Annotated in this window: 9 protein-coding genes; 3 read left to right on the top strand and 6 right to left on the bottom strand. The window is 59.2% G+C overall.

The window, feature by feature from the left end; all coding sequences use genetic code 11:
- Nucleotides 1–98 precede the first annotated feature (98 nt).
- The 3 genes from P5540_10650 to coaBC all read left to right on the top strand — a co-directional run bounded on the left by P5540_10650 (nucleotide 99) and on the right by coaBC (nucleotide 4,629).
- A complete protein-coding gene (locus P5540_10650) occupies nucleotides 99–3,014 on the top strand; it encodes a DUF1854 domain-containing protein (GenBank protein ID HRT65274.1) in 2,916 nt (971 codons plus the stop codon).
- A 204-nt stretch (nucleotides 3,015–3,218) separates the two neighbouring features.
- Complete coding sequence (gene rpoZ / locus P5540_10645; GenBank protein HRT65273.1) at nucleotides 3,219–3,440, top strand: DNA-directed RNA polymerase subunit omega; 222 nt, start codon at nucleotides 3,219–3,221, stop codon at nucleotides 3,438–3,440.
- Nucleotides 3,418–4,629, top strand: coding sequence for a bifunctional phosphopantothenoylcysteine decarboxylase/phosphopantothenate--cysteine ligase CoaBC (gene coaBC, locus P5540_10640; protein ID HRT65272.1), 1,212 nt, complete (start codon nucleotides 3,418–3,420; stop codon nucleotides 4,627–4,629). The genes rpoZ and coaBC overlap by 23 nt, the downstream gene beginning before the upstream one ends.
- A 278-nt stretch (nucleotides 4,630–4,907) precedes the next feature.
- Here the strand turns inward: coaBC and P5540_10635 are convergent, their stop codons facing one another.
- The 6 genes from P5540_10635 to P5540_10610 form a co-directional block, all read right to left on the bottom strand.
- The gene (locus P5540_10635; GenBank protein ID HRT65271.1) at nucleotides 4,908–6,275 is read right to left on the bottom strand and encodes an OFA family MFS transporter; all 1,368 of its coding nucleotides are present in this window, start codon (nucleotides 6,273–6,275) and stop codon (nucleotides 4,908–4,910) included.
- 87 nt (nucleotides 6,276–6,362) lie between these two features.
- A complete protein-coding gene (acs, locus tag P5540_10630) occupies nucleotides 6,363–8,366 on the bottom strand; it encodes an acetate--CoA ligase (GenBank protein ID HRT65270.1) in 2,004 nt (667 codons plus the stop codon).
- Between the two features lie 221 nt (nucleotides 8,367–8,587).
- Nucleotides 8,588–9,754: a M20 family metallopeptidase gene (locus P5540_10625; protein HRT65269.1), complete on the bottom strand. Its 1,167-nt coding sequence runs from the start codon at nucleotides 9,752–9,754 to the stop codon at nucleotides 8,588–8,590.
- 66 nt (nucleotides 9,755–9,820) lie between these two features.
- On the bottom strand, nucleotides 9,821–12,253 hold the full coding sequence (locus P5540_10620) for a glycoside hydrolase family 38 C-terminal domain-containing protein (GenBank protein HRT65268.1): 2,433 nt from the start codon (nucleotides 12,251–12,253) through the stop codon (nucleotides 9,821–9,823).
- A 120-nt stretch (nucleotides 12,254–12,373) separates the two neighbouring features.
- Nucleotides 12,374–13,105, bottom strand: a complete 732-nt coding sequence (locus P5540_10615; protein ID HRT65267.1) for a sugar isomerase domain-containing protein — start codon at nucleotides 13,103–13,105, stop codon at nucleotides 12,374–12,376.
- 188 nt (nucleotides 13,106–13,293) lie between these two features.
- The gene (locus P5540_10610) at nucleotides 13,294–14,214 is read right to left on the bottom strand and encodes a BadF/BadG/BcrA/BcrD ATPase family protein (GenBank protein ID HRT65266.1); all 921 of its coding nucleotides are present in this window, start codon (nucleotides 14,212–14,214) and stop codon (nucleotides 13,294–13,296) included.
- Nucleotides 14,215–14,218 lie beyond the last annotated feature (4 nt).

Raw genomic sequence — 14,218 nt, 5'->3', positions numbered from 1 at the left:
GGTGGGAAAAAGGAACTATCCCGGCACTTTGTGGCATAATAGGGACACAGGAGAAGGTTACACCGGCAACCGTGCGGCAGTGAGGATTTTTTCGGTACATGCGAGAAGTTGAAACGGCGCAGGTCAGGCGCCCTGTGCCGCCCTTGATTCGCAAAGCGCTCGAAGATCGGGGCATCAAGGAAGACGACGTCATCGTCGCGACCAATACCGATCTGGACATCGCCGGCGAGTATTCGGAGCGATGGCTGATCGTCACCCGCGAGCATGTCCTCATCTACATGCTCGAGGAGGAAGAGGGGGAAGGCGAGGCGCTGCTCATTCGCGAGGTCCCCATTGCCAAGATCGAAACGGCCCGCACGGACAGCCGCGTCGGTTCGGGATTCCTCGAGGCCAAAACCAGCGACAACGTCTACGAGGAATTGATCCGGTTTTCGAACAAGAACGCAGAGAAATTCTCGAAGGTCGCCAACAAAATCCGTTCGCTGGCCCAAGGCAAGCAGGTCGTCGTCCGTCCGGAGGAAGAAGAGGAACTGGTCCAGGGACGCTGCCAGAAGTGCGGCATCCGCCTTCCGGATCGCAGCATGACGATTTGCCCGAAATGCATGAAACGCGGGCTTGTCTTTTTGCGTTTCCTGGGTCGGACCAAGGAATACTGGCCACTGGCGACGCTTGGCATGGTCTTGGTTGTCTTGTCCATCCTGATTTCGCTGGTGCCGCCGGCCCTGACGCAGGTGCTGGTGGACAACGTATTCGCCGAAGACAAGCCCAGCGACATGGCAGGTTGGTTCCGGTGGCTGACGCGCCTGCTGGGGATAACGGATCACCAGCACTGGTTGTATCTGGTCGTGGGCGGGCTGATTGTCACGACGGCGTTGAGTTGCATCGTAGGCTGGCTGCGCGAACGGCTTGCCGCATGGGTAAACAACCGCCTCGGTTACGATCTGCGGCGCGATGTGTTCCAAAAAATGGAAGATCTGGCCGTCCGTTACCACGACAAGCACCCCGTCGGCCAACTCATGACCCGGTGCACGCAAGACGTGGAAACCCTCCAGAGTTTCATCAACCAGATAACGAGCGGTTTCGGTTATCAGATTATCCACGTCGTGGTGATTTCCGCCGTGATGTTCACGATGAACTGGAAACTGGCGCTGATTGCATGCTTGCCCGCGCCGGTCGTCATGACCTGTACGGTCTTTTTCTACAAGTACGTCGTGCCGGCGTGGAACAAGTACTGGACCACACGCTCGGATTTGTCAAATGTCCTGCACGCGTCGTTGTCCGGCGTGCGCGTGGTCAAAGCCTTCGCGCAGGAGAAGCACGAGGGGGAACGGTTCAAGAGTTACAGCGGGAAGTTCCGCGACGCGGGCCTGTACGTCGGATATGCGCAGGCGTGGTTCTACCCGCTGATGAGCTTCGTGTTCCAATTGGGCGGTTTTGTGGTTTGGCTTTACGGCGGCCACTTGGTGCTCGGGGCATCCATGAGTCTTGGGAAACTCCTGCAATTCCTCGGTTACTTGGGTATGTTTTACGGGCCGTTGAACTCGCTGACGCAGATGTCGAACTGGTTTACGTCGTTCACGACGCAGGCCCACCGTGTGTTTGAGGTGCTCGATCACGAACCGGAAATAACCGACAGTGCGGATTCCGTGGATATGCAAATCCAAGGGGCGATTTCGTTTAAAGGCGTGACTTTCGGCTACGATCCGCACATTCCCATCCTCCACAACGTCAATTTTGACATCAAGCCCGGCGAGATGATTGGCGTCGTCGGCCATAGTGGCAGCGGCAAATCCACCATGGTCAATCTCATCATGCGCTTTTATGAAGTCAACGACGGCGTCGTGACGATTGACAACATTGACATCCGCCGCATCCGAAAGACCTGTTTGCGCCGTCAGATCGGACTCGTTCCGCAGGATCCGTACCTTTTCGGGGGAACGGTGGCCGAGAACATATCGTATGGCAATCCGTCGGTCGCGCCGGAACTGATTCTGGACGCGGCGCTGGCCGCGAACGCGCACATGTTCATCACACGCATCCACGACGGCTACGACACGCGACTTGGCGAGCGCGGGTCGGGCTTGTCCGGCGGCGAACGCCAGCGCGTCGCCATCGCGCGGGCCCTCCTGTACAACCCGCGCATTTTGATTCTCGACGAGGCCACATCAAGCGTGGACACCATCGCGGAACGCGAAATTCAAAAGGCGTTGGAATCCCTCAGCCTTGGCCGGACGACCATCGCTGTCGCCCATCGTCTTTCGACGCTGCGCAACTGCGACCGCATCCTGGTCTTCGAGGAGGGCGTCATTCGCGAGCAAGGCACCCACGAGGAATTGCTGGAACTCAAGGGCATCTACAAGAAATTGGTGGATATTCAAACCCAGTTGACCAGCGATCGCGACACGTCGTTCGACAACCTGAGTTCGATTAACGAACTCGAAACCGTTGCCGAAAAGAAAGAAATCGAACCGAAGACTAAAAAAGAACGATCCGCGCCGGGACCCGTCCCGCGCATCCGCTATCTCGACACGAAGAAACTCCACATCCATCTGCTCGACGAAGGCGGCATGCACGTTACCTACGGCGACGAAGACTACGATTACGTGCATGCGTATCGTTGTTTCCCCGTTTCGCAACCCAGCGAATTCGTGGCCTTGTGGACGGGTGCATCGGCGCTTGAACACCGCGAGGTCGGCATGATCCGCCGCCTCCGCGAACTTTCGCCCAGTTCCCTGATGGCCGTCCAGCATGAATTGGCCAAGCGCTATTTCATCCATTACATCTCCAAGATCAACGACATCGAAGAGGATCTTGGATTCCTGTCCTGGAACGTCGAAACCGACAAGGGCCACATGGAATTCATGACCCGCCGTTGGGATCGCTACACCGTGGCGCAGGGCGGCCGCAACGGCCGCATTATCCTCGACGTGGATTACAACCGCTACGAAATCGAGGATCTCGACGATCTGGATTCCGCGAGCCGGGCCGTTTTCTTCAAATATATTTATTGGTAGGGCGGACTATTTCCCCCCGTGTTTGAAGGAAGGGCTGAATTGGTGAACACGGCTGGCCTTGTGAGGCAGGGAAACGGCGCCCGGAAGGCATGACGCATTTTGATCCATCGTCTACGGTGGGTTGAAATTTGATGTTTCGCGCCATATCGGTCATAATTGCAATTTCGCAAAACAATAAATGTCCAAGAAGGAAATGTATACCGCATGAGAAATTACTCGGTTGAAGATTTTTCCGGCAAGATTGACAGCCTGTACCGTCTGGTCATCCTCGCGGCGCGGCGCGCCAGCCAGATCAGCCGCACGGATTCGAGGCCGCTGGTTTCCGCGCATTCAAAAAAGCCCACGATCATCGCCCTGGAGGAGATCCTGGACGGCAAGGTGTCGCATACCACGGATGCGGGCGATGCGGAGGCATATCTCGAATAAAGAGATCGTTCTGGCCGTAACCGGATCGATTGCAGCATATAAGGCGTGCGAAATTGCCTCGCGTCTTGTCGAGTGGGGGGGGCATGTGACGCCGGTATTGACGCGGTCGGCATGCGAACTGGTTTGTCCGGCCACGCTGGAAGCCATCACGAACCGCCGCGCCATCACGGCGCTTTTTGAACCCTACGCCAACCCCGAAATCGAGCACATTGCCGTCGCGACACGCGCCCATCTGTTTCTCGTCGCCCCCGCCACGGCCAACATCCTTGCGAAGGCCGCCCACGGTATTGCGGACGACTGGCTCAGCACAACCCTGCTGGCCACGCGGGCGCCGATTTTGTTTGCGCCCGCGATGAACGCCAATATGTACAGTCATCCCGCGACGCAGGCGAATATCGAAATTCTGCGTACACGCGGTTGCCGGTTCATCGAACCGGAAACGGGCCGGTTGGCGTGCGGCACGACGGGCCAAGGCCGGCTGGCCAATCCGCTGTCCATCATCGAAGCGGCACTGCCCCTTGTTTCGTGCGACAAATCGCTGGAGGGCCGAAAGGTCCTCATTACCAGCGGCGGAACCCGAGAGCCCCTGGATCCCGTTCGCTACATCGGCAATCGTTCGTCCGGCAAGATGGGGCGGGCGCTCGCTGTCGAGGCGCTTGCCCGCGGCGCGCGGGTTACGGTCGTGACCGGGCCCTGCGAGACCGCGTTGCCTCATGGCGCCGAAGTCGTCGAAGTCGAAACGGCGCTCCAGATGGAGGAACAAACCCTGGCGCGCGCGAAAGAGGCTGACATTATCGTGTGCGCCGCTGCCGTGGCGGACTACCGCCCCGGGCAGTCTTTCGGGAAAAAACACAAGCGCACCGGGGCATCGCTTTCGATTACACTGGTTGAAAATCCCGACATTCTCGCCCAAATCGGCGCTTCCAAACGCGAAGGGCAGGTACTCGTGGGATTTGCCGCCGAAACCGAAGACCTTGCCGCCAACGCGGACCGCAAACTCGTGAAGAAAAATCTCGATCTAATCGTGGCGAACCAGGTCGGCGTTCCCGATTCCGGTTTTGGCATGGATACGCTGAATGCCCTTTTGCTTGGGCGCGACGGATTGAAGATGGAATGGCCGAACATGGCCAAGGAAGATCTCGCGCAACACCTGTTCGACGCCATCCTCGCAACACCTGATCGTTGCTGATCCGGCGTGAATCTTTCCGCTGTGCGTTTTGTCGTCGGTCGGGGCAGGGAAGAGTCTCTGGATGAAAAGGGCCGGAAGGACGCAAGCGATATCAACGACTTCATGGGACATCTGATAGTCCTTGCCGCACCCTGCACCTTTATGACCTGAAAAGTCGGGTCATGGGTGCGGGATTTCTTTGGCGGCAAATACCACCGAGCGGGGTGAGGGAGTCATTGTGTGGAAGAAAAAAACCGGAGGAGGATGCGAGCATCCTCCCCCGGTGATTTTCAATCCGATCAGGCCTTGGCCTTGGGCGGTTTGACCAAGGCGGACAAAACAGCGCCCGCGAAGCAGCCCGCGGCCGCAATGAGCATGGGCATTTTCCACGCCGCCAGTTTGGCCGCGAGCGCCAGTTCCGGCGAAGCCGCGGCTGCCGCGGCCGCTTTGGCCGCATCGGTGAAATAGCCCGCAATAAACGGACCGCAGATGCCGGCAACGCCATAGGCGAGGAACACCCAGCCGTAATTCAGGCCGACGTTCTTGTTGCCGAAGAAGTCCGCGGTCGCCGCCGGGAACAGGGCGAAATTCCCGCCGAAATTGAATCCGATGATGCAGGCGCCGGCGATTAGGCCCATTGTGCTGCCGCCAATCTTGTAGAAAGCGAGCATGATGACGCCCTGCAGAAGACACATCAGGAAGATGGAGGGTTTGCGTCCAATTTTGTCGGACACCGAACCCCAGATGATGCGGCCCATGCCGTTGAAGATGGCAAGGAGCGCCATCGCCGTGCCGGTAATCACGGCGACCTGATCCTTGTCGGCGGCGCCGCTGGCCAGCAGGGCGTCGGTGCCGAACAACGAGATGCAGCCAATCACCATGAGACCGGCCATGGCCGAACCCATGAATGTCAACCACAACAAGTAAAACTGCGGGGTTCCGAGCATTTCACCACTGGTCATGTCGAGCGCGCCGCTGGCGGCGGCCGTGGCCGGAGGCGGTGTCCAACCCTTGGGCTTGTAGCCGGCCGGGGGGTTGATCATGACGAGGCTGCCCAAAACGACACAGACGAGAAAAACGATACCGTACAGCAGGAAAACGCTCTGAACGCCGGGCAGGCCCATGAGGCTGGTCGTCTTGATCAAACCGGCATAATTCGCAGGGACAAGCCACAGGATGGTCTTGAATCCACCGGCGAGTTTCACCCACAGCGTCGCGCCAAAACCGAATCCGGCCACGGACAATCCGGTAATGAGGCCTTTTTTGTCCGGGAACCACTTGACGCCGACCGCAATCGGAACGACGTAGCCGAGGCCGATGCCCGCGCCGCCGATAAAGCCGATGCAGATGAGCTGCGCCAGATAGGTCTTGCCGAAAAGGCCGCCGAGGATGTAGCCGATGCCGAGCACGATGCCGCCTAGCATGGCAATCGGCCGCGGTCCGGTCTTCGCCTGAAGGCGTCCGGCGATAACCATGACGACGGCGAATACCGCCAAACCGGCGGAAAAAATGATTTGGGTTTGGGTGTTGGTGAAACCGTAGCCGCCGTCGGGCGCGCTGAGCGGCTTGGCGAACACGCTCCAGGCATAGATGGCGCCCAGGCACAATTGGATAAGGATCGCGCCGGCGACGACGATCCAGCGATTCATGGCAGGTTGTTCGGACATCTCATAATCCTCCCTAAAAAAACCGATGGGCCGGGCGTCCCACCACGGTACACCCGGCCCATCATGGTTACATGTTCCTCGATTGCCTTATTTCTTCGCTTGCAGTTTGTCGTGATCCTTGACCAGTGCCTCGACTACATGCGGATCGGCGAGCGTGGTCGTGTCGCCGATCTGGTCGGTCGCGTTTTCGGCGATCTTGCGCAGAATGCGGCGCATGATTTTGCCCGAACGCGTCTTGGGAAGCGCGGGCGCGAACTGGACCACGTCCGGCGCGGCAATCGGCCCGATTTCCTTGCGGACGTGTCCCACAAGTTCCTTGCGGAGTTCTTCGCTTTCCTCGACCCCGGCCTTGAGCGTCACGAAGGCGTAGAGACCCTGTCCCTTGATCTCGTGCGGCATGGGCGCCACAGCGGCCTCGGCGACTTTGGGATGGCTGACGAGCGCGCTTTCGACCTCGGCGGTTCCGATGCGGTGTCCGGACACGTTGACGACGTCGTCAATGCGGCCCATGAGCCAATAATCGCCGTCCGGGTCCTTGCGGGCGCCGTCGCCGGTGAAATACAGGTTCTTGTACATGGTGAAATAGGTTTCAATGAAGCGGTCGTGGTCACCCCACATGGTGCGCATCATGCCGGGCCACGGCTTCTTGATGCAGAGTTTGCCGCCTTCGTTGGCTTCGGCTTCGCTGCCGTCATCGCGCAACACCACCGGCTCAACGCCGAAGAACGGGCGCGTGGCGCTGCCGGGCTTCAGGGTGATCGCACCGGGGAACGGCGAAATCAGGATGCCGCCGGTCTCGGTCTGCCACCATGTGTCCACGATCGGGCAACGGCTGCCGCCGATGTGCTCGTAGTACCACATCCAGACTTCGGGATTGATCGGCTCGCCGACGGTGCCGAGCAGGCGGAGCGTGCTGAGATCGTATTTCTGCGGCCACTCGACGCCCTTGACGATGAGCGAACGGATCGCGGTCGGGGCGGTGTAGAAGATCGTGACCTTGTATTTTTCGCAGACTTGCCAGAAGCGCCCGGCGTCCGGGTAGGTGGGAACGCCCTCGAACATGAGCGAGGTCGCACCATTCGCGAGCGGACCGTACACGATGTAACTATGACCGGTCACCCAACCGATGTCGGCCGTGCACCAGTAGATGTCGTCCGGCTGAATGTCGAACAGGTATTTGTGCGTGAGCGCCGCATGCAGCAGATAGCCGGCAGTCGTGTGAACGACGCCCTTCGGCTTGCCGGTCGAACCGGATGTGTAGAGAATGAAAAGGGGATCTTCGGCATTCATCGGCTCCGGCGGGCAGTCCGCGCTGGCTTTTTCCATCAACTCTTCCGCCCACAGGTCCCGGCCTTCGACCATGTTGACTTCGGTATTGTCGCGCTTGAACACGATGACTTTCTCGATGCTCGGCGCGTTTTTGAGCGCTTCGTCGGAGATGCCCTTCAACGGGATATGCTTGCCGGCGCGCAGCGAAACATTCGTCGTCACGAGGATCTTGCAGGACGAGTCGTTGATGCGATCCTTGAGGGAGTCCGCGCTGAAACCGCCGAACACGATCGAGTGAATGGCGCCGATGCGCGTGCAGGCCAGCATTACGATTGGCAATTCGAGGATCATCGGCAGGTAGATGCAGACGCGATCGCCCTTTTTGACGCCCAGCGATTTCAGGATATTCGCGAACTTGCAGACTTCGCGATGCAATTCTTCATAGGTCAGCGTCTTGCTGTCCTCTTCGGGTTCGCCCTGCCATACCAGCGCCGCTTTCTTCGCGTTGGGGCCGTTCAGGTGGCGATCAAGGCAGTTGTAGGACACGTTCAGCACGCCATCGGCGAACCACGTATGCTTGATTACGCGCCCGTCGGTATTCCAAGTGTACTCGCGGCTTTTGGTCGGAGCCTTTACCCAGTCGAGTTGCTTGGCCTGTTCAAGCCAGAAACCGTCGGGGTCGTTGATCGATTGATCGTACATCGCCTGGTATTGCTCCAATGACTTGATATGCGCCTTTGCAGCGAAATCCGCCGGGGGGGCAAAGGTGCGATTCTCCGTCATGAGCGATTTCATGGAACTGCTCGTTGCATCACTGGCCATACTTCGTCATCCTCCATTGCTTGTTGTTGAAGCCATTCCTAAGCGCACGTTTCCCACCGCGACGTCCCGCGCAAGACATGGCTTTCGCCTTGGGCATTACACCCGCCATGTTTTCCCGCGCAAGACTTTTGCCGCGCACGAGCACTGCGAATTGTGTGATACGACCGCACATGCGCTCGATATTGGGGAATATATCATGCGGATAGTGCATATTCAAATTTTTACTTTTCCAATGCCCTCAACACGATTTTTGACAATACCCGCACGGCCGGTTCAATGGCGTCGTCATTGAAATCAAAGTGGGGGCTGTGCAGGGGCGGATTTTCCCGGCCCGGACGTCCCGTGCCCAGCCAGATCATCGCACCGGGAACCCGCTGCAAATAGTAGGCGAAATCCTCCGCGCCCATGGAAGGATGATCGATTTCCACCAACGCGTTCGGTCCCAAGGTTTCCTGGATGGTTTTTCGGGCCAGTTCCGTCATGGCGGTATCATTGGTTAATACCGGATAGGAATCGCCGAAGGCCACTTGGGCGGTTGCGCGGAATGCCGCGGCGACGCCCCGCGCAATGCGATCGATCGCGGATTGAACGGTGTCGCGCACCGCGGGCTTGAACGTGCGAAACGTCCCCTCGATGAACGCCGTTTCGGGAATGATGTTCTGCGCAACCCCACCCACGATCCGGCCCACAGTCACGACGGCGGGATCGGTCGGCGCAACCTCGCGGCTTACGATGCTTTGCAGGGCCGTCGTGATATGCGCCGCCACCACCAGCGAGTCCACGCCCTCGTCGGGATGGGCGCCGTGGCAGCCTTTTCCAATGACGTCAATGCGAAACCAGTCCGCGCTCGCCATGATCGTCCCTTCGCGGACGCCAAAGCGGCCGGCTGGAATCTCCGGCCATGCATGCTGCGCAAACACCGCCTTCACGCCGTCCAGCGCCCCTTCCTCCACCATCCGCCGCCCGCCGCCCTCGCGTTCCTCGGCGGGTTGAAAGATCAGTTTCACATTGCCGTTCAATTCCCTGCGGTGCAGGGATAAGGCCTTGGCCACGCCGCACAGGCAGGCTATATGGCCGTCGTGCCCACAGGCGTGCATTCGATGGGGTGTCTTGGATGCATAGATGCGGGGATCCGCTTCGTCCAACTCCAACGCGTCCATATCAGTCCGCAGAGCAACGGTATCGGTTCCTTGGCCTTCCAACCGGGCGACGATGCCCGTGCCCCCGGCATACCCCCGGGTGTAGGGAACGCCGATTTCGTCGAGAAAGGCCGCGATTCGGTCCGACGTCCAATGTTCCTCGAAACGAATCTCCGGATGGGCGTGAAAGTCGCGCCGCAAGGCAATCAGTTCCGGAACCATTGCTGCAATGGTGTCTTCAATCGCCATGTCTGTTTTCCCGGCGCGCGGAAAGCGAGGACCGATTTCCCGCGCGCCCGATTCTTCCAACCGTCTCTATTCTTCCAGCAGGTTCACTTCCTGCAAGGTCCACTTGCGCGGATTGATCCGCAAGGTCTTGATTTCATGCGGACCGAACGCGACATGAAAAGTTTTCTTCTTGAAGGGAAAATGCAGCGTGGTCGAAACAGGGCGTCCCGCCGTTTCATACCCGCGCACAATCAGGTCGTTCCCGTCTTCGCTCTTCTTGATCACCGATAGCAGGACATTGTCGGCCTCGGTGCCGACGAGGCTCGCACTCATGCGGCGGCGCCCCTTATGGGCCGATTCGATGTGGGCAAACGCCGGTTCGTTGAGTTCCCACGCCTTCTTGGGCACGCGTGCGTCTTCCCAGGGTCCTGCATGGGGAACGAGCCGTATTTTTACGGTCTGCCAGCCTTGATCCATGATGGCGTACGGCAGCGAGGAATCGTACCGCGCGCGGTCGTGATGGGCGTAGGCCGGGCTTCGCAGCATCGTCACGCGCATGACGTTGCCGCAAACGTCGAAACCATATTTCGAGTCGTTCAGGACCGCGAATCCATACGGTTCGCCCGCCACCGACCCCGTCAGGTCGAACCATTGCTGGCCGGGTTCCTCGAAACCGTGCGTATTGCGGAGTTGCACGCCGTAAGCCGTGTCGTATGCGGCCTGTCCGTCTTCGACGCAGGTTTCATAGGCCAGTTTCAGCATCGTGTATCGTTGCTGCCAGTTGATGCGAAACACACAGTCGATCGTGTCCACGTCGCGATACAGGGTAATGAATTGTTCCGCGGTTGATTTGTCGAACGTTGACGTTACGCGGATGGTCGCGAGCACGTCGCCGATTTCGAGGAGTTCAAGGCGGGCGTTTCCGAAGCGTCCGGCCTCGACGCGGAATTCCTCGTAGCCGTGGCTCCATGTGTCCGAGGAATCCACCATACAAGCAAGCACGTTACCTTTCCGAAGGACTTCACAATGGTTGTTTTTATCGTACAAGCGGCAGATGTGGCCGTCATACGGATCGAACTCAATCCGCCACCAGTCGTTTTCCAGCGAACTCCGATCACCGGCCAGCATGCGCGCATGATGAATGTTCCGTGCGCCGGACCGCGCGTGAAAGCAACGGTAGCCCATTGCGGGCAGTTCTGCCGTGAACGCATAACCGGTGCTTCCGATGCGCTCGGTGAGGACCGCCTGGCAGGCCACGGGTTGCTCTGTGTCGTCCACGAAATGGATCGGCTCCTCGAGCAACCGGTCCACGATGGGCGCGACACGGATGGTCTGCGTGACGGGCCACGGGAGCGGGTTGATCGCCACCACCGTGTTTCCCTCGGCGGTCGTGTCGATCGTGCGCGCCACACACTGAATGGCTTCGTTCGCGATGACATCGGCGCGATGGCGCGCGGCGCCAAGTTGATCGCGTGTGTCCTCGTAGGCGCTCTGGAGGCTTGTGCCCGCCAGCACATCGTGAAACTGGTTGTACAGCACATCCTTCCATGCGTATTCGAATTGCTGTTCCGGATAGGGATGCCCGTCGAGCAACCATGCGGCGGTCGCAAAGCGTTCCGCGGCCATCAATGCGTGCTCGCATTGGCGGTTGAGCCTCTTGATTTCGCTGTGCGCCGAATAGCACCCGCGCGCGTGATGCTGGAGATCCGTCGCAATCGTCGGTATATCGGACTTCTTCGTCGTTTTGAGAAACGCGTCGAAGAACTCGCGCAATGTTGAAAAGAGGACCTTCGGCAGTGTTCGGTCGCTTTTTGCCTGGATGATCTGTGCGATGGCCTTCCGGGTCGGCCCTCCACCGTGGTTGCCGACGCCGTAGAATCCAAGGATATGCGTCTGGCCGGGATTCAAGTGGGGGTTCATGGGCAGGCGCTTGATGCGTCCCAAGACTTCGTCGTGGGCGCCGTAACTTTCCTGAAGATTGCATGCCAGGATGACGCTGCCGTCGTTGGCCCGCCACCAGAACGTCGTCCCGTTCGGATAATCCATTTCATAAACCGGGCATGGTCTCATGTAAACGTAATAATCAATGCCAAGTTTCTTGTAAATCTGCGGAAGCGTGCCCGCGTGGCCGAAACTGTCGGGATTGAATCCCACGGTCGCCCGTGCCCCGAACTCCTTCTGAAAGAATCGTTGCGAATAGAGGCCATGGCGCACGAACGCCTCGCCACACGGGATGTTGCAGTCGGGTTCGACCCACCAACCGCCCGCCAGTTCCCAACGGCCTTCCCTGACGCGCGCTCGGATTTCCTCGAACATTTCCGGATCGGACGCTTTCACCCACGCATAGAAACAGGCGCTGCTGGCGGTGAATTTGAACGCGGGGGTTTCATTCATGCGATCGAGGGCGCTGCGAAACGTCGCGCGCACCTCCTCGTATCCTTCGGTCCATCGCCAGAGCCACGTGGGGTCAATATGACCGTGGCCAACCATGTGAACGGTACAATCGGTCGTCTTCGCCATGCGTCTTACTCCTTCTCGAGTCACGCTCCCATCCATGGGAGGGCCGGCGTCCCCGCCGGCCTGCCATCATCACTTCCGGCGCGCGAGGACGCGCGCCCGCCCTGCCGTGGCGCTTGCTTCTCAGATGCCTTTTGCCAGGAATTGTTTGCGCTGTTCTTCAATATATTCGTGGCCGCCGACATGAACGCTGCGGTAGATCGAGGGATTGATTCCCATTGCCTGGAGGCGTTCAACGGCTTCCGCATGGATCGCCCAGAAAACATACGCGGACGCGATGCCGCTGCCCGGACACATCCGTTCGTTGTCCTTCACGTCCACAAGGGCGTCGCCATGCGGTGAGCCATTATCAATACAGAGGTCCGCAACGTCAATCAGCTTGCCGGCTGGATGGACTGCCGCACACCGTTCCATTTGCCCGAAAGAGGCAATTCCTATGGTTGCAATGCCCCGTTCCCGGCACTGAATGGCTACTTCGATCACATTTGACGTGCGCCCCGAATTTGAATTGACGATCAACACATCGCCGCGTTTCATCTTGCTCGAATCCAAAGCGAGTCCCACGGTGCGCCGTTCGAGTTCGGCCATTTCTTCCGTGGCGCGCTCCGTCTTCCGGTGCTCCATCGTGTTGTCCACGTTGAGCGTGTAGGCGAATGGGGCAATGACCAGCATTCCTCCTGCCCGGCACAGTGCTTCATGGCGAAGCATGTGCCCCGTGTCCATCACGGCCAAGGCGCCGCCGTGCGCCAGACGGTCCGCGATCATCGCGCCTGCCTGTTCAATGCGCGCACGTTGTGTGCCGCGCACCTTGGCCAGAACCGCGTCCATTGCCTCGAAATACCTATCCAGATACATCGTTTTCCCTTTCTTTGAAACGGCCGTGGTATGTGGCAAAAGCCCTTCAACGCCTCTTCCGGCGTTTTTCATCCATGGGTCCCAAAACATTCAACCTAAGGCGGCTCAGCCGCAATGCATCAATCAAGGACATGATTTCTTTGTCCGCAACTTCTGGGCATCACACACAGAAGTTGCGGACAAAGAAACTATCCGCCACGATGTTTGTTGCATAGAATATTCACCAGACCCTCCGCGGGTTCGCACACCGGCGGATAACGCGTGAATGGGACAGGGACCTGACGGAACGATGCGGCGAACGGGGCCGTGATGAGACGTTTGCCGTTGAACACGCCGCCAGCCAAAACCAGGGGAATCCGGGCGCTTTTCCACGATACCCGGCATACCGTGTCGCAAACGAGGCGCGCGAGATGCCGGCCGGCAAGCCGGCATATCCTGCTTGAAGTCGGTTCGCCATGGCGCGCCAACTCGAAGACGACCGGCACGCAGGCCGCCACCCGCGGACCCGACACATGGCCGCTGCCCCGTTCCACGAGGTTCAGTACATCCCAAATCCGCGACACACTGTAGAACGCGCACAACCGATCGGCAAGCGCGGTTTTTTCAAGGCGTCCATCCGCCATGCGCATGGCCGCCGCAATCGCTTCGCGCCCGATCCAATACCCGCTGCCTTCGTCGCCGAACTGCGGACCGCAACCGCCGCAGGAGGCTTCTTGGCCGCTTTCATTGACCGCCGTGCAACTGGCGCCGGTCCCCGCAATCAACGCAACACCCCATCCCAGTCCGTATACTGCGAGGGCGATTTGGCGTTCTCCCACGCGTGTAATCGGCGCGGATCCAAACATATCCCTGGCCACGGACTCGAAAAGGGAAACGTCCATGGGCCCGCCCATTCCAATTCGGACAATGCGGCCGTTCAACCCCTCCACACGCTTGCGAACCGGTTCGAGCAGCGCACGGAACGCCTTGGCGCCGTCCACAGGCCGTGTGTAAAGGCCGCTGGCAGGCCCGCCAATCCAGCGTTCAAGGATGTCGCCTGTTTCCTTGGCCAACAAGACCCTTGTTTTGGTTCCGCCCCCCTCGATGGCGAGCAACAAACGTGCTTTCATTCAA

It is taken from the genome of Candidatus Hydrogenedentota bacterium, from assembly GCA_035450225.1.
In the GTDB taxonomy this organism is placed as follows: Bacteria; Hydrogenedentota; Hydrogenedentia; order Hydrogenedentales; family SLHB01; genus DSVR01.
The sequence above is the reverse complement of the archived record's forward strand: the minus strand, read 5'-3'. Positions and strand labels throughout refer to the sequence as shown.